At 66.6% G+C, this 16,188-nt stretch carries 15 protein-coding genes; 12 read left to right on the top strand and 3 right to left on the bottom strand.

Annotation, left to right across the window (positions count from 1 at the left end; translation table 11 throughout):
• The first annotated feature begins 9 nt into the window (after positions 1-9).
• The 10 genes from QZZ33_RS09450 to QZZ33_RS09405 all read left to right on the top strand — a co-directional run bounded on the left by QZZ33_RS09450 (position 10) and on the right by QZZ33_RS09405 (position 10,134).
• Positions 10-651, top strand: a complete 642-nt coding sequence (locus QZZ33_RS09450) for a hypothetical protein (RefSeq protein ID WP_291379667.1) — start codon at positions 10-12, stop codon at positions 649-651.
• A gap of 77 nt (positions 652-728) precedes the next feature.
• Positions 729-1,349, top strand: coding sequence for a winged helix-turn-helix transcriptional regulator (locus QZZ33_RS09445; protein ID WP_291379666.1), 621 nt, complete (start codon positions 729-731; stop codon positions 1,347-1,349).
• The gene (locus QZZ33_RS09440; RefSeq protein WP_291379665.1) at positions 1,346-1,720 is read left to right on the top strand and encodes a hypothetical protein; all 375 of its coding nucleotides are present in this window, start codon (positions 1,346-1,348) and stop codon (positions 1,718-1,720) included. Before QZZ33_RS09445 ends, QZZ33_RS09440 begins: the two co-directional genes overlap by 4 nt.
• A 62-nt stretch (positions 1,721-1,782) precedes the next feature.
• Positions 1,783-2,538, top strand: coding sequence for a YebC/PmpR family DNA-binding transcriptional regulator (locus QZZ33_RS09435; protein WP_291379664.1), 756 nt, complete (start codon positions 1,783-1,785; stop codon positions 2,536-2,538).
• 3 nt (positions 2,539-2,541) lie between these two features.
• On the top strand, positions 2,542-3,096 hold the full coding sequence (gene ruvC / locus QZZ33_RS09430; RefSeq protein ID WP_291379663.1) for a crossover junction endodeoxyribonuclease RuvC: 555 nt from the start codon (positions 2,542-2,544) through the stop codon (positions 3,094-3,096).
• 49 nt (positions 3,097-3,145) lie between these two features.
• Positions 3,146-3,739, top strand: a complete 594-nt coding sequence (gene ruvA, locus QZZ33_RS09425) for a Holliday junction branch migration protein RuvA (protein ID WP_291379662.1) — start codon at positions 3,146-3,148, stop codon at positions 3,737-3,739.
• Positions 3,740-3,758: 19 nt separating this feature from the next.
• A complete protein-coding gene (ruvB, locus tag QZZ33_RS09420) occupies positions 3,759-4,835 on the top strand; it encodes a Holliday junction branch migration DNA helicase RuvB (protein WP_291379706.1) in 1,077 nt (358 codons plus the stop codon).
• Between the two features lie 117 nt (positions 4,836-4,952).
• Positions 4,953-6,767 (top strand): protein translocase subunit SecD, encoded by a 1,815-nt coding sequence (gene secD, locus QZZ33_RS09415; protein WP_291379661.1) that lies wholly within the window; start codon positions 4,953-4,955, stop codon positions 6,765-6,767.
• A gap of 2 nt (positions 6,768-6,769) precedes the next feature.
• A complete protein-coding gene (secF, locus tag QZZ33_RS09410; RefSeq protein ID WP_291379660.1) occupies positions 6,770-7,849 on the top strand; it encodes a protein translocase subunit SecF in 1,080 nt (359 codons plus the stop codon).
• A gap of 68 nt (positions 7,850-7,917) precedes the next feature.
• Positions 7,918-10,134 (top strand): bifunctional (p)ppGpp synthetase/guanosine-3',5'-bis(diphosphate) 3'-pyrophosphohydrolase, encoded by a 2,217-nt coding sequence (locus tag QZZ33_RS09405; protein WP_291379705.1) that lies wholly within the window; start codon positions 7,918-7,920, stop codon positions 10,132-10,134.
• On the opposite strand, the gene QZZ33_RS09400 is transcribed toward QZZ33_RS09405, so the two are convergent.
• The 3 genes from QZZ33_RS09400 to QZZ33_RS09390 all read right to left on the bottom strand — a co-directional run bounded on the left by QZZ33_RS09400 (position 10,103) and on the right by QZZ33_RS09390 (position 12,848).
• Positions 10,103-10,690 carry a hypothetical protein gene (locus tag QZZ33_RS09400; protein WP_291379659.1) on the bottom strand — a complete coding sequence of 196 codons (588 nt, stop codon included), beginning with the start codon at positions 10,688-10,690 and terminating at the stop codon, positions 10,103-10,105. The two genes, QZZ33_RS09405 and QZZ33_RS09400, sit on opposite strands and share 32 nt — an antisense overlap.
• A 77-nt stretch (positions 10,691-10,767) precedes the next feature.
• On the bottom strand, positions 10,768-12,120 hold the full coding sequence (locus QZZ33_RS09395; RefSeq protein WP_291379658.1) for a DUF349 domain-containing protein: 1,353 nt from the start codon (positions 12,118-12,120) through the stop codon (positions 10,768-10,770).
• On the bottom strand, positions 12,117-12,848 hold the full coding sequence (locus QZZ33_RS09390) for a peptidylprolyl isomerase (protein ID WP_291379657.1): 732 nt from the start codon (positions 12,846-12,848) through the stop codon (positions 12,117-12,119). The genes QZZ33_RS09395 and QZZ33_RS09390 overlap by 4 nt, the downstream gene beginning before the upstream one ends.
• A gap of 78 nt (positions 12,849-12,926) precedes the next feature.
• On the opposite strand from QZZ33_RS09390, the gene hisS reads away from it, so the two are divergent.
• Positions 12,927-14,273, top strand: coding sequence for a histidine--tRNA ligase (gene hisS / locus QZZ33_RS09385; RefSeq protein ID WP_291379656.1), 1,347 nt, complete (start codon positions 12,927-12,929; stop codon positions 14,271-14,273).
• Between the two features lie 67 nt (positions 14,274-14,340).
• The gene (aspS, locus tag QZZ33_RS09380) at positions 14,341-16,110 is read left to right on the top strand and encodes an aspartate--tRNA ligase (protein WP_291379655.1); all 1,770 of its coding nucleotides are present in this window, start codon (positions 14,341-14,343) and stop codon (positions 16,108-16,110) included.
• The last annotated feature ends 78 nt before the right edge of the window (positions 16,111-16,188 follow it).

The raw sequence follows: 16,188 nt of genomic DNA, 5'->3' as shown, positions 1-16,188 counted from the left end.
GATGGGGCCATGAAGATCTACTCTGACTACCCCGGTCGGGCCATGCGCCAGGCGCTCTTCGACGCGCTCGCGCTGATCAGCATCATGCTGTGGGTGTGGCTCGGCGTCGAGCTCTACCGGCTCGTGTCCGAGCTGCGTGTGTATGGCGAGAAGATGCAGACCGCTGGGGCGGGCATTCGCGGCACCATGTCGGACATCGGAGAGACCCTGGGCGGGGTGCCGTTCATCGGCGGCGGCATCCGGGAACCATTCGACGCTGCCTCTGCGGCTGGCGCGGAACTCGAGTCGGCGGGAGTGTCCCAGCAGGAGGCAGTTCACCAGCTTGCGCTCGGCCTGGGATTCGGGCTCGCGGTGCTGCCTGTGGTGACCATCCTGGTGTTCTGGCTGGTGCCGCGACTGCGGTTCGTCAGAAGGTCCTCCACTGCCAGGAACATGGCGCTGCAGGTCGCGGGCACCGAGCTGCTGGCGCTGCGCGCGATCGCCAACCAGAAGCTTGGCGCGCTCGCCCGTATCGATGCCGACGTAGCGGGCAAGTGGCGCGCTGGCGACCCCGCGATCATCCGCAAACTCGCGGAGCTCGAGTTGCGTGCGTCGGGCGTCCGGCTGCCAGCGGAACAAGACGGCGGGGCAACCTCCGGCGTTCCTGATTGAACAAGCCCCTCACCTTGATATGGCGACATCAAGGGTCCAGGCTTGATGTATGCGTATCAAGGGTCTAGCATTGATTTATGTTCGTCATCACGGCAGACCAGCGACGCTCCACACAGCACGGCGACCGCGTGGACGCGCTTCTCGCCACCCTCGAGCCATGGGCGGCGGCGTGGTCAGACCATGTGCTTCTCCCGCCCGAGCGCACGGTAGGGGACGAGGTCCAGGCGGTGCTGGGTACGGCCGAGGCTGCAGTCGACCTGTCGTTGATACTGATGCGGCGCGCATCCTGGGCAGTCGGCATCGGCGCTGGACCGGTGAACGAACCCTTGCGTACCACGGCCCGCGCGAGTTCCGGGCCCGCGTTCATCAACGCGCGGCGAGCCGTCGAGCGCGCGCGGGGCAGGGGAGAACCCGTCCCGCTGGTGGTCGCGGGAGGGCACGAGGGCCACGAGGAGTCCGCCACGGCACTGCTTCAGTTGCTCGCTTCGGTGGTCCGCAGGCGCTCAGCTGCTGGTTGGGAAGTACACGACCTGCTTGAGCCAGGCGTGACCCAGCGCGACATCGCGGCGACGCTCGGAATCTCCACCCAAGCGGTGAGTCAACGCATCGCGTCTGCCATGCTGGACGAGGAACGCAGGGCGCGTCCGGTGGCGATCGCGCTACTCCACGAGGTCGACGAGGGGGCAGGGAACGCATGAGCGTAGCGGTGTGGATCGCAGTGTCAGTCGTCGCGCTGAGCGTGTCGGCGGCAGCGGGGGCGTGGGTCGTCGGGGCCTTCCTGGGCCGCGTCGGACCAGATGTCGAGGCCCCAGGACTGTTGCGCGGCGGCATGTGGATTGGCGTTCTTGAGCGACTGGCCATCACGGGCGGCATTCTTGCCGGTCATCCTGAGGCGATCGCGGTGGTGATCGCAGTCAAGGGCCTGGGGCGCTATCCGGAGCTACGCGGGGGCACGGGCGACGCGGCCAGCAGAGCCGCCGAGCGATTCATTGTGGGCACCCTCTCGAGCTTTCTGTGGGCCGCGCTGATCGGGGCGATCGCACTCGCCGTGGTGGGCGCGCTTGACTGAGAGAGAGCCAGACGCCGCGGCTGGCCTAGACTGTACGGCGATTCCCGACGTCAAGGAGCAACGTGTCCGGTCACTCTAAGTGGGCTACCACCAAGCACAAGAAGGCGGTCGTTGACGCGAAGCGCAGCAAGCTCTTTGCCAAGCTGATCAAGAACATCGAGGTCGCCGCCCGCGTGGGCGGAGGAGACCTGGCTGGCAACCCGACACTCTACGACGCCGTTCAGAAGGCCAAGAAGTCGTCCGTGCCCAACGACAACATCGATCGCGCCGTCAAGCGAGGCTCCGGACTTGAGGCCGGAGCGGCCGAGTACGAGACCATCATGTACGAGGGCTACGGCCCCGGCGGCGTGGCCATGCTGATCGAGTGCCTCACGGACAACCGCAACCGCGCGGCCATGGAGGTGCGCACGGCGCTCACGCGCAACAACGGCACTCTCGCGGACCCTGGCTCAGTGTCCTACCTGTTCTCCCGCAAGGGCCAGGTGATCGTGACCAAGGACGCAGGGGCCACGGAAGACGACCTTATGGAGGCCGCGCTCGAGGCCGGTGTGGAAGAGATCAACGATCTTGGCGAGGCCTTTGAACTCGTGTCGGAGGCGACCGATGTGGTCGCGGTGCGCACGGCGGTGCAGGCCGCGAACATCGACTACGAGCAGGCCGAGGTGACGTGGATGCCGTCCATGAAGGTCGAGACGGACGTGGACACCACCCGCAAGATGCTGCGCCTTATCGACGCGCTCGAGGACAGCGACGACGTCCAGAACGTCTTCGCCAACTTCGACGCGCCTGACGAGGTTCTCGCAGAGGCTTCCGAGTAGCGCGTGCGCGTCCTCGGCGTCGACCCTGGTCTCACGAGGTGCGGCCTCGGCGTCGTCGAGACGGGGCCGGGGCGATCCGTCAGCCTGGTGGACGTGGGCGTGGTCACGTCATCTGCCGACGCCGAGCCAGCCGACCGCCTCGTCGTCATCGCTGACGCCATCGAGGCCGCGCTGGAGAAGCATCGTCCGGACGCGGTGGCCGTGGAGCGCGTCTTCGCCCAGCACAATGTCCGCACCGTTATGGGCACCGCGCAGGTCTCCGGGCTCGTGATGGTGGCCGCGCGCCGCCGGGGCATTCCCGTGGCGCTCTACACGCCGTCTGAGGTGAAGGCTGCTGTATCGGGCTCCGGCCGGGCGGACAAAGCCCAGGTGGGGTTCATGGTCGTCAAGCTGCTGGGTCTCGACGCGGTGCCGACCCCGGCCGACGCCGCCGACTCCCTCGCGATTGCCCTGACCCACGCGTTGAGGTACAGCGCAACCGGGGGAGCGGGCACTGCGAAGACGACCGCTCAACGGGCGTGGGCGGAGGCTGAGAAGGCGGCGCGTCGGCGCGGCTGAGCGTGGCGGCGCACCTACTCTGTTCGTACAAGCGTTCGAAGGACTCGGTGTGATTGCGCAACTAACGGGAACCGTCACTCATGTGGGTGCGAGCGCGCTCGTGCTCGATGTGGGCGGTGTGGGGTACCGCATCCTCGCCACGCCCGCGACGCTCGCGACTTTCCATGTGCGGCAAGAAGCGAGCCTGGCCACTCACTTGGTGGTGCGAGAGGATTCGTTGACGCTGTTCGGCTTTGAACACGTTCACGAGCGCGACATGTTCGAGACGCTTCAATCGGTGCAGGGTGTGGGGCCGCGGCTCGCGCTGGCGCTACTGGCCGTGCACGCGCCGCACACGCTCGTGGCGGTGATCGCCGCTGGCGATGTCAAGGCGCTGCAGAAGGTCCCAGGAGTCGGCGCCAAGGTCGCGGCGCGGCTCATGCTTGAGCTCGGCGGAAGGCTGAGCCTTCCTGAAGACGCCGTGGTGCACCCCGCCGTCGCTGACGAGCGCGAGCAGGTCGCCGATGCCCTCGTGGCGTTGGGGTGGCAGGCCAGGGCGGCCGCGGCTGCGGTGGAGAAGGTCGCTCCCGAGCCGATCACCCAAGACGACGTTGCCACGACGTTGAGGGCGGCCCTGCAATCCCTGGGAGGCTCGCGTGGTTGAGGAATCCCCTGAGCCCTTGATGGGCGACGTCGCCGCGGTCACGAGCGTTGATGCAGACGCGGTTGAGCGCTCGGCAGAGGCGGCGCTGCGGCCGCGAAGCCTCGAGGAGTTCGTGGGCCAACGAGTGGTGCGCGAACAACTCGCCCTCGTTCTGCGCGCGGCGACACAGCGAGAGGGCAGTTCGGAACACATCCTGTTGTCAGGGCCCCCGGGCCTGGGCAAGACCACCCTGGCCATGATCGTGGCGGGGGAGTTGGGCGCGTCGCTGCGGATCACATCGGGCCCGGCCATTCAGCACGCAGGGGATCTGGCGGCGATCCTGAGTTCGCTCGAGGACGGAGACGTGCTGTTCGTCGACGAGATCCACCGCCTGGCGCGCCCCGTCGAAGAGATGCTGTACCTGGCCATGGAGGACTTTCGCGTTGACGTGGTGGTAGGCAAGGGACCGGGCGCCACGTCGATTCCGCTCACCCTGCCGCCGTTCACCGTGGTGGGCGCGACCACGCGGGCGGGACTGCTGCCCGCGCCACTGAGGGACCGCTTCGGCTTCACGGCACACCTGGACTTCTACGAACCGAGCGACCTGACGAGCATCGTCACCCGCTCCGCGCACTTGCTGGACTTCACCTTGGCGGCCGACGCCGCGGCCGAGATCGCTTCGCGGTCGCGCGGCACACCGCGCATCGCCAATCGTCTGCTCAGGCGGGTCCGTGACTGGGCTCAAGTGCACGGAAATGGCTCCGGCGACATGGGTGCGGCGAGCGCCGCGCTTGAGGTGTACGAGGTGGACGAGCGTGGACTAGACCGCCTCGACCGTGCGGTGCTGCGTGCCCTGTGTACCCGTTTTGGGGGCGGGCCCGTGGGCCTCTCCACTTTGGCAGTCTCTGTGGGTGAGGAGTCCCAAACGGTCGAGGAGGTCGCGGAGCCCTTCTTGGTGCGTGAGGGTCTGATGGCGCGCACCCCCCGCGGGCGCGCGGCGACAGCCGACGCATGGGCCCACTTGGGCCTGACGCCGCCCGACGGGGTGGTGCTGCACGGCGGCCAAGGCGGGGGACAGACGTCCCGTGACGAGGGTGGCAGCAGGCTTTTCGACTAGTCCTGACGGTGCCGGGCGGTGTCTCGTATTCGACGGCGCCCCACCAACTCGCCTAGAATCGCGTGGGCCGCCCGCACGGTTCGGTAGCCACATCCATTAGGAAAGCGTAGGAATCGCGTGTCATCAGCTGTCTCAGGCGCCCGCAAATCACTCATGTGGCTGGCTTCACTGTTGGTGATCCTGTTCGGTCTGTTGGGCGTGGGTGTTTTCACCGACAAGACGGGACCCACTCCAGGGCTCGGGCTCGACCTCGCTGGTGGTCAGCAAATCATCCTGCAAGCGGACACGACGGACGGCTCCCAGATCGACGAGTCCGATATCAACCAGGCCGTGGAGATCATCCGCAAGCGTGTGGACGCCACTGGCGTGGCAGAGGCCGAGATCTCGACTCAGGGGGACCGCAACATCGTGGTGGCCCTCCCCGGAAAGCCCGATGAGGCGACGCTCGACCTGGTGCGCCGCACCGCACAGTTGCAATTCCGCCCGGTGCTAATGGAGGGCGACCCGGCCCCGGTGTCGCTCGACCCCGGCACGGAGACCGTCGAGCCGACAACGAGTCCCACTCCAGACGAGGCGACCGGTTCAGATCCCACACCCAGCCCGTCAGCGGACGCCGCAGGTGAGGCCGCCCCCGCGAGCGAGGTCGCGAACGTGAAGACCGGCTTGAGCGAGACAACGTCCGCCACCCCGAGCCCCGAGCCCGCCGAAGCGCCAGTGGCGACGGAGCCGACGGACCCCTCCGACATGACGTGGATCACGGAAGACCTCCTGGCCGAGTACTACGCGCTCGACTGCTTCGATCCCGCAAACCTGACCGGTACCGGTGGGGATTTGGGAGACCCCGACGCAGGTTTCGCCACGTGCAACGCCTCCGGGACCTTCAAGTACATCTTGGGCCCCGTGGAGCTCACCGGCGAGGACATCGACACCGCGTCAGCGGGCCCAGAGCTCAACCGACTCGGAACGGTCCTTCCCGGCAAGTACGAAGTGAGGCTGTCCTTCACCGGTGGTGGCGGCTCTGTGTTCGCCGACACCACGGGGCGGATCGCTGAGTTGCCGTCCCCACGGGATCAGTTCGGCATTCTGCTTGACGGCGTGGTGATTTCGGCCCCCTCCGTCGAGCAATCCATCACAGGAGGGCAGGCCTCCATCACCGGCACCTTCACTCTCGACGAGGCTCAGCAACTGGCGAACCAACTCAAGTTCGGCGCGTTGCCGCTGACGCTCGAGGTGCAGTCGGAGCAGGTCATCTCGGCCACCAAGGGTGCAGAGGAACTGCGCAACGGCATGCTGGCCGGCGCGATTGGCCTCATCCTCGTAGTCATCTACACGATGTTCCAATATCGCGCGCTCGGCATGGTCACCGTCGGCTCACTGCTCGTCGCAGGCGGCATGACGTACGCGATCATCACGCTTCTGTCGTGGGGACTTGGCTATCGACTGTCGCTCGCTGGCGTGGCCGGTCTGATCGTGGCCATCGGTATCACCGTGGACTCGTTCATCGTCTACTTCGAGAGAGTCAAGGACGAGCTGAGGGAGGGGCGCTCCCTCGCGAGCGCCGTGGAGCATGCGTGGAAACGCGCCAGGCGCACCATCCTCGCGTCTGACGCCATCTCCTTCCTCGCCGCCTTGGTGCTCTACATGCTGGCGGTCGGAGGCGTGCGAGGGTTCGCCTTCACCCTGGGCCTGATCACCATTGTCGACCTCATCGTCGTCATCCTGTTCACGCACCCCGTGCTTGCGTTGTTGGCACGCACCAAGTTCTTCGGCGAGGGTCACCGACTCTCCGGCCTCGATCCCAGGCAACTCGGCAGGGACACGATGTACAAGGGGCGCGGCCGCGTGGCAGGGGCAGAATCATCGGCGCCGACGCTGGCAGAGCGCAAGGCCGCACAGGCCCGCGCCGCCGCAGGCACCCAGGACAAGGAGTAGTCATGGCGCAACGTTCCTCGTGGGGCAACCGCCTCCACTCCGGTGAGAAGACGTATTCGATTGTCGGCCAACGCAAGCGTTGGTTCCTTGTCAGCGGCGTGCTCATTGCGCTCGCGCTCCTGATCCTGCTCGTCAAGGGCCTCAACCCCGGCATCGACTTCCGTGGCGGCACTGAGTACACGGTGTCCGGCGTCGAGAACACTGACACGACGATCGCCGTGGACGTGGTCACCGAGGCGTTGCCAGCCGAGGAGCCGCGCGTGGCGCAGGTGGGGCCCAACGGCATTCGCGTGCAACTTGGCGAACTCGAGCAGGCCAGGGTGGATGATCTGGCCGCGGACCTCGCCGAGGCCTACGGCGTTGCCGAGACGGAAGTCAGTTCGTCCTTCATTGGCCCCACATGGGGTGAGGAGGTGTCGAGCAAGGCGATCCAGGGCCTTGTCATCTTCCTGCTGCTCGTCACCGTCGTCATGACCTTGTACTTCCGCGCGTGGCGCATGGCCGCGGCAGCGCTGGTGGCGCTCGGCCACGACCTGCTCTTCACCGCCGGGATCTATGCGCTGTCTGGCTTCGAGGTGACCCCCGCCTCCGTGATCGGCTTCCTCACGATCCTGGGCTACTCCCTGTACGACACCGTGGTGGTCTTCGACAAGGTGCGTGAGAACACCTCCGAGATCTTCACCCAACACCGCTACACGTACGCGGAGATGGCCAACCTCGCCGTCAACCAGACGCTGGTGCGCTCGATCAACACGTCCGTTGTCGCCCTGCTTCCGGTGTCCGCCATCCTGTTCCTCGGCTCGTACCTGTTGGGCGCCGGAACGCTCAAGGACATCGCCCTGGCGTTGTTCGTCGGCATGGCAGTGGGGACCTACTCGTCGATCTTCGTGGCGACGCCACTCGAGGTGGCGCTGCGGGGCAACGAGGCGCGCATCAAGGAACACACCGAGGCCGTGCTGGCGTTGCGTGAGAGTGGCCAGTCCGACGTGATCCGCCCAGACGGTTCGGTTCACGTGGGTGCGCTCACTCCAGGTCACCACCAGGGCACCGCGGCGCAACCGAAGCGCAAGCGCCGCAAGTAGAATGGGCCCTTCATAGTCGAGAGGAGGACCGCGTGACAGGAACCCGCGCGGACTCCGACTCGGCCAGGTTGCTCGGCATTCGCCGAGTCGCCAAGGATCCGGCCGCGCTTGCGCCATTGCTGGAGACCTATCGCCGCATGTATCCGCGGTCCAAGACCGCGCTCATCGAGCGGGCACATGCGGTGGCCGAGCAGGCTCACGACGGCCAGTTCCGCAAGAGCGGCGAGCCCTATATCACCCACCCCATCGCCGTGGCGGAGATCATCGCCGGGCTTGGGCTGCCTGACACGGTGATCGTCGCGGCGTTGCTGCACGACGTGGTCGAGGACACGCCGTTCTTGCTCGAGGACATCGCCCAAGAGTTCGGTGACGAGGTCGCGTCGTTCGTCGACGGGGTCACGAAACTGGACCAGCTGACGTTTGGGGAGGCCGCTCAGGCCGAGACGGTGCGCAAGCTCGTGGTCGCGATGGCACGGGATATCAGGGTATTGCTGCTCAAGCTCGCTGACCGCCTGCACAACGCCCGCACGTGGGACGCCGTCTCGCCAGCGTCGGCTCGTCGGAAGGCCCAGGAGACCCTTGAGATCTACGCGCCCCTCGCGCACCGGATGGGCCTCAACGCGATCAAGTGGGAGCTTGAGGACCTGTCGTTCCGCACGCTGTATCCGAGGATCTATCAAGAGATTGTTGAGGTGGTCGCTGACCGCGCGCCGGAGCGCGACAAGCTGCTTGAGGAGGTGCGTCAGGACGTCTCGAAGGAACTGAAGGCTCAGAAGATCAAGGCCGAGATCTCTGGGCGGCCCAAGCACTACTACTCCGTGTACCAGAAGATGATTGTGCGAGGCCGCGACCTCAATGACATCTACGACCTGGTGGGTTTGCGCATTCTGGTGGAATCGGTGCGCGATTGCTATGCGGTACTGGGCGCCATGCATGCACGGTTCCAGCCGGTACCTGGGCGTTTCAAGGACTACATCGCGATGCCCAAGTTCAACTTGTACCAGTCGCTGCACACCACAGTGATCGGGCCGCAAGGCAAGCCAGTGGAGCTGCAAATCCGCACCTGGGAGATGCACAAGCGGGCAGAGTACGGCTACGCCGCCCATTGGCGCTACAAGGAAAATGCGCGCGGCGAAAAGGTGCCAGCGATGGCGCACGACATGGGGTGGCTTCGCCAGATAGCGGATTGGCAGCAAGAGACGGCCGATGCCAGCGACTTCTTGGACTCCCTGCGCGGTGAGATCTCGCGTGCCGAGGTCTACGTGTTCACACCGCGCGGTAAGTTGCTCGAACTGCCGCAAGGCGCCACCCCCGTTGACTTCGCGTACGCCGTCCACACGGACGTGGGCCACAAGACGGTGGGAGCCAAGGTCAACGGCCGCCTCGTGCCCCTCGACTCCACTCTCGATAACGGCGACACCGTCGAGATCATCACGACGTCAGACGAAAACGCTCACCCCAAGCGCGACTGGCTCGAGTTTGTGCAGTCCACCAGGGCTCGCAACAAGATCAGGCAGTGGTTCACGCGCGAGCGCCGCGAAGAGTCGGTCGAGACCGGTCGCGACATGCTCGCGCGCGCCATTCGCCGTCAGCATTTGCCGATGCAGCGCCTCATGAGCAAGTCAACGCTTCTTGCCCTCGCCAAGGAGATGCACTACGAGGACGTCGACGATCTGTATGCGGCCATTGGCGAGCACAAGGCGCAACCGGGCGATGTCGTGGCACGCATGGTCGAGGCCGTTGGCGGCCAGGAGGGCGCCGACGAGGACATCACGGAGATCACGCGCCCAGGGACGCGGCAGCGGGCGCGTCGTGGGGACCCTGGAGTCACCGTCAACGGCATGAGCGACGTGGTCGTCAAGCTTGCCAAGTGCTGCACACCCGTGCCGGGAGACCCCATCCAGGGCTTCGTGACGCGCGGGCAAGGCGTGAGCGTGCACAGGGCGGACTGCGACAACATGCTCGCGCTCCATGATCAGTCTGAGCGACTGGTTGACGTCCAGTGGTCGGGAGCGTCCGACTCGACATTCTTGGTGCAGATCGAGGTTGAGGCGCTCGACCGCAACCGACTCCTGTCCGACGTGGTGCAAGTGTTGTCTGATCATCACCTCAACATCCTGGGCGCGCACGTGTCCACCAACAACGACCGCGTGGCCCTCAACACTTTTGCCTTCGAGATGGCGGACCCCTCGCACCTGGGCGCCGTGCTGAGCGCGGTGCGCCGCATTGACGGCGTGTACGACGCTCGCCGGGTCACCGGCGGACGCCGCCACCATTCGTTCTAGAGGCCTCCAGGGCCTCCTGGACGGCCCTCAGCGCGTGCTGCGCCCTGGAGCGCGCGTCTGCCGACTGAGGGCCTGAGACGGCCGTATACAGCTGTTGCGTAGTGGCGAGCCCAGACGCGACCGTTCGGTAAGCGGCCGGTATCGCATCCGCGAGTCTCGCGGTGCGCAACGCCGAAGCGACGGCATCGGCCGGGCGAGCGATGCGGACTCCTGCGACCAGCACGGCCCGCGAGTACACGGTCTGATGAGTGGTGAACGACCACCTGCTGCTCGCCACACCCGACGGCGGATCAGGGTGGGCACCGCGCGGCACCACCACCTCGACGTGAGCGGGGGCGAGAGCGTCACGCGTGAGGCCGTGTACCCATAGTGCCGCGAGCCCCGTTGCGGCGGCCTTTCGCGGGATCCACGCGGCGAGCGCGATGGCACGCGCCACTGTCCATGGCACGGGGCTGGGGGCCGCTCCGGCGTCGTCGGTGAGGGCTCTGACTACTCCAGCCCGGCGCATCCGTGCGAGCGCCGCCGCGCCCACATCGTCACGACGCACCACCAGCATGAGGACAATTCTGGCGCGGCGAGCCCGCCCCTAGGGGGCAGACTGCGGATCTGTGGACAACGGGGGAGTGCCGCGCCCTACTTGGCGAGGGCCTCGATCTGCTTGAGCCAAGCCTTGCGCGCGGCGAGCGATTCGGTGAGCTCCTTGACCTTCCGGGTGTCCTTCGCGGCCTTCGCCTCGTCGAGTTGCTGCTCAAGTTCGCCGATTGCCGCGTGAAGCTGAGCGGCCGCTCCCGTGGCGCGCGCCTCGACCTCAGGGTTGCGAGTCGTCCAGGCTGACTGGTCGGCCTCCCGAACCGCCTTCTCCACAGCCGACATGCGGCGAATGAGTTTCTGGGCATCGCCGCGTGGCACCTCGCCAGCACCATCGAAGCGGTCCTGGATGCTGCGCAGATCGCGTTTGGCGGCGCGGAGGTCCTTGATGGGTAGCAGGGCTTCGGCGTCCTTGACTGCGGCTTCCTTGGCGGGCACGTTGCCAGCGAGAGCCTGTTCTTCTTGCTCCGCGGCGGCACGGCGGGCAGTGAAGAAGCTCTCTTGAGCCCCCTGGAAGCGAGCCCACAGGGCATCGTCGACGCTGCGCCGGCCCCTGCCAGCGCCGCGCCACTGGTCCATGAGTTGCTTGAACTGCCGCGCGGTAGAGTCCCAATCAGTTGACTCGGCGAGCGCCTCGGCGCGGGCCACGAGTTCCTCCTTGGCGCCTGCGACGGAAGAGTTCTCCTTGTCAAGCATGGCGAAGTGCACCTTGCGTGCCTTCTCAAAGGTGGAACGGGCGTGCGTGAAACGCTTCCAGAGCGCACGCTCGGCCTCCTTGGCCATGCGTGCACCGGTGCGCTGAGCCTCCTTCCACTCCTCGAGCAGGTCCCGCATGCGGGCAGTGTCGTTCTTCCAGTGAACCTTCTCCACCGGCTTTGCAGCGAGCTCCTCCGCTTGGACCACGATCGCCTCGCGAGCCTTGGCGGCCTCTTCGCGGGCGGCGGCGCGCTCGGCGCGCACCCTCTCCGCCACCTCGTTCGCCTCGGCCTCAACGATCCCGAAACGGGCTCGAAGTGCGGCGAGGTTGCCCACCACCGTGGGCGTCTCGAGCGACGAGCGCAGGTTCGTCAGGGACTCGTCGATGTCCTTGGGGCCGAGCTCGGCACCGACCAGGCGGGCGTGGAATCGCTCCACTGCCGCGGCGAGCTCGATGAAGGCCTTTGCATAGGGCGTCAGTGGCTCGTCGCCCGCGGCTGGCCCGACGGGTGTGCGGTTGTCACCGTCGATCACCACGACCTGGTCGCCTTCCACCGCGCCGAACTTGCTCGCTGCGGCGATCTGAGCTGGGGTGATCTCATCCACCACAGGGACCTTCACCGGGTGCGTGGCGTGTGCGGCCAGCGAAGCGGGCGAGGGCGCCTTGGGGCGAGGAATGGGCCGGGGCTTTGCGGGCGTCATGAGGCGGTGACCTTTGTGAAGATGACGGACAGGGCTGGACGGCCATCGGCGTCACCAGTGATGGTGCCACCTTCGGCAATCGACCTCACGATATCGAGACCTTGGGTCACAGTGCCAAACACGGTGTACCCGCCGGCCTCATCAGAGGGGATGGTGGAGTCTTCGTAGACCACAAAGAACTGGCTTCCCATGGACGATGCGTCATCCATGCCGCGGGCCATGGCAAGCGTTCCCGCGGGGTAGAAGTCATCGCCGGGAGCGTTCTCGATCGGGCCGAATCTATAAGGGGGGCCACCCGTGCCGGTGCCGGTAGGGTCGCCGCACTGCAGCACGTAGATCCCCGCGGTGGTGAGCCGGTGGCAATCGGTGCCGTCGAAGAAGCCATCGTTCGCGAGGGAGACGAACGAGGCCACGGCCTGAGGTGCGGCCTCGCCGTCGAGCGACAGTTCGATAGTGCCCACGTTGGTCTCTATCGTCACGTCCCACGCGCGCGACTGCGCCAGCGAGGGGGCGGGAGCGAGACCGTTGCTGTCGCCCAGGGAAGCGTCGTCGTCTCCGGTGTTGGCGGAAATCGCGATCCACAAGCCCACCGCCGCGATGACCGCAAGAGTCCCGAGCCCCCAGATCGTGCGTCGACGACGCGCAGCGGCCTTGCGCTGCGCGAGGGCGGCCTGCTTTGCCGCGCGCTTGCGCTCCGCTGCTGCGCGGGCGCTCTTGCTGGTCGTCATGGTCTCCATCCGGGCGTACCAGAGTATCGATGCAGGTCTGCGACAGTGTACGTGCCGTCGGATGGAACAATAGGGCCCATGTCGCGACTAGCGCCCCTTTCCGGATTCCCCGAGTGGTCACCTTCTGAGCGCATCGTCGAGGCGTTCGTGCTCGACACGCTGCGCGACGTGTTCGCTCTTCACGGCTTTGGCGAGATCGAGACGCGCGCAGTCGAGCCGCTCGACCGCCTCGGCGGCGAGGCGGAGGCGTCGAAGGCTGTGTACATGCTGCGCCGGCGGGGCGGCGAGAAGTTCGAGTTCGGCCTCCACTTTGACCTCACCGTTCCCTTCGCCCGCTACGTGGAGGAACGCCAAGGTCAGCTGCAGTTTCCGTTCCGCCGATTCCAAATCCAAAAGGTGTGGAGGGGCGAGCGCCCGCAAGAGGGCCGCTTCCGCGAGTTCTACCAGGCGGACATCGACGTCGTCGCCAGGGAGAACCTCCCAGCGCACCTCGAGGCAGAGGTGGCCGTGGTCATGGCGCGAGCGCTTGCCGCCCTGCCGTTGCCAGCGGCACGCATGCGCATGAACGACCGCAGGCTCGTGGAGGGCTTCTATCGAGGGGTGGGGATTGAGGGCGTCGCAGCCGCGCTGCGTTCTGTCGACAAACTGGGCAAGATCGGCCCGGATGGCGTCGCCAAGGAGCTTGAGGGCCAACGCGTGAGCGACGACGCCGCCACGGCGATCCTGGAACTCGCCAAGATCCAGTCGCCAGACTCGTCGTTCAGGGAGGCGGTTCTCGACCTGTGGGAGACCACACCGACCCATGGCGATGAGCGTGCCCAGGCCGTTCTTGGCGAGGGCCTCAACGCCTTGGTCGCGCTCATCGATTCGGTCAATGCCGCTGTCCCTGGCACGGCGATGGCTGATCTCAGCATCGCGCGGGGGCTGGACTACTACACGGGCGCCGTGTACGAGACCACGCTCGACGGGCACGAGGACCTGGGGTCGATCTGTTCAGGCGGCCGTTACGACTCGCTCGTGGCCGGTGGCGGATTCCCCGGCGTCGGCATGTCGATCGGTGTCTCGCGTCTGGTGTCGCGATTGGTGTCGCGGGAGCTTCTGGTCGCGACCAGGTCTGTTCCCAGTGCCGTGCTGGTTGCGGTGATCGACGAGGCCAACCGCCCGCTTTCGGACAGCATCGCCGCACGGCTGCGCGCCCGCGGTATTGCGTGCGAGGTGTCGCCAACCGCCGCCAAGTTCGGCAAGCAAATCCAGTACGCGGACAGGCGCGGCATACCGTATGTGTGGTTCCCTGGCGACGGCGAGGACGGCGAGGTCGGCGTTGGTCAAGTAAAGGACATCCGGTCAGGCGACCAAGTCCCCGCCGACGCCGACGCTTGGATGCCGCCTGCCGACGACCTCAGGCCCCGCGTCGTCCGCGGCTAGACTGGCCCGTGCTCCCTTGCGGTGAGCCACAACCTTGGAATGACAACGCTTCAACGAAAGGCCGATTGTGCTGCGCACCCACCTCGCCGGAAACCTCCGTGCCGCCGACGCAGGCGCCACCGTCACCCTGTCAGGCTGGGTGGGCAGGCGCAGGGATCACGGTGGGGTGGCGTTCATCGACCTGAGGGACGCCTCCGGCTTCGCTCAAGTGGTGCTGCGCGAAGAGATCGCACACTCGCTGCGCACTGAGTACGTCATCCAGGTGACGGGCGAGGTGCGGATGCGCCCTGAGGGCTCCAGCAACCCCAACCTGCCGTCCGGCGAGGTCGAAGTCGACGTCAAGGACGTGGTGATCCTCAACGAGTCAGCCCCCACGCCCTTTCCCATCGATGAGCACGTCACCGTTGGCGAAGAGGCCCGGCTCAAGCACCGCTACCTCGACTTGCGGCGCCCGCGCCAGCGCGAGGCAATGGTGCTGCGCTCTAAGGTCAACCAGGCCGCGCGTCGGGTGCTTGATGCGCACGACTTCCTCGAGATCGAGACGCCAACTTTGACGCGTTCGACCCCGGAGGGTGCCAGGGACTTCGTGGTGCCTGCCCGCATGGCTCCGGGCTCCTGGTATGCGTTGCCTCAATCGCCGCAGTTGTTCAAGCAGCTGCTCATGGTCGCTGGCATGGAGCGGTACTACCAGATCGCGCGCTGTTACCGCGATGAGGACTTCCGCGCCGACCGCCAGCCGGAGTTCACCCAACTCGACGTCGAGATGTCCTTTGTGGACCAAGACGACGTGATCGCGCTGGGCGAGCAGATCGTGCGCGAGTTGTGGGCTCTCATCGGTTACGAGGTGTCGCTGCCGATCCCGCGGCTGACGTTCGCCGATGCCATGGCGCGGTTCGGCTCGGACAAGCCCGATCTGCGGTTCGGGTTGGAGCTCACGGAGTTGGCGGAGTACTTCAAGGACACGCCGTTCAGGGTGTTCCAAGCGCCGTATGTGGGCGCCGTGGTGATGCCCGGGGGAGCGAGCCAGCCGCGCAAGACGCTCGACGCGTGGCAAGACTGGGCCAAGCAGCGCGGAGCGCGCGGGCTCGCCTACGTGCTCGTTGGCGAGGACGGGACGCTCGCCGGACCTGTCGCCAAGAACCTGTCGGAGTCCGAACTTGCTGGCCTCGCCGGGGCCGTGGGCGCAAACCCGGGCGACTGCATCTTCTTCGCGGCAGGCGAGGCCGACGCGTCGCGAGCCCTGCTGGGAGCGGCGCGTGGCGAGATCGCCCGCCGGGTGGGCCTCATCGACGAGTCGCGCTTCGAGTTTGTCTGGGTGGTCGACGCCCCGCTGTTCAAGCCCGTCAAGGCGGACGACGACGATGTGGCGCTCGGCTCGAGCGCGTGGACGGCAGTGCACCACGCCTTCACGAGCCCCAAGCCTGAGTGGATGGACTCCTTCGAGTCCGACCCTGGCAACGCCTTGGCCTACGCGTACGACATCGTGTGCAACGGCAACGAGATCGGCGGGGGCTCGATCCGTATCCACCGTCGCGACGTGCAGCAGCGCGTGTTCGAGGTCATGGGCATCGGCGAGGAGGAGGCCCAAGAGAAGTTCGGGTTCCTGCTCGACGCGTTCCAGTTCGGCGCTCCGCCCCACGGAGGCATCGCCTTGGGTTGGGACCGCGTGGTCATGCTGTTGGGCGGCTACGACTCGATCCGCGACGTCATCGCCTTCCCCAAGTCAGGCGGCGGCTTCGACCCGCTCACGTCCGCTCCCGCACCGATTCCTGCTGAGCAGCGCAAGGAGACGGGTGTCGACTTCGTCCCTGAGCCACCAACGGACGACGCGAGCTAGCGGTCGGGCGAGTCTGCGCGGCGAGTTCCCCGGGGCAGGCGCAACAGCGCGAGGGCTCCGACGGCAAGGACGACTGCG

It is taken from the genome of Demequina sp. (assembly GCF_016278775.1).
In the GTDB taxonomy this organism is placed as follows: Bacteria; Actinomycetota; Actinomycetes; order Actinomycetales; family Demequinaceae; genus Demequina.
Note: the sequence above shows the minus strand (reverse complement) of the source record. Positions and strands in the feature narration are given on the sequence as shown.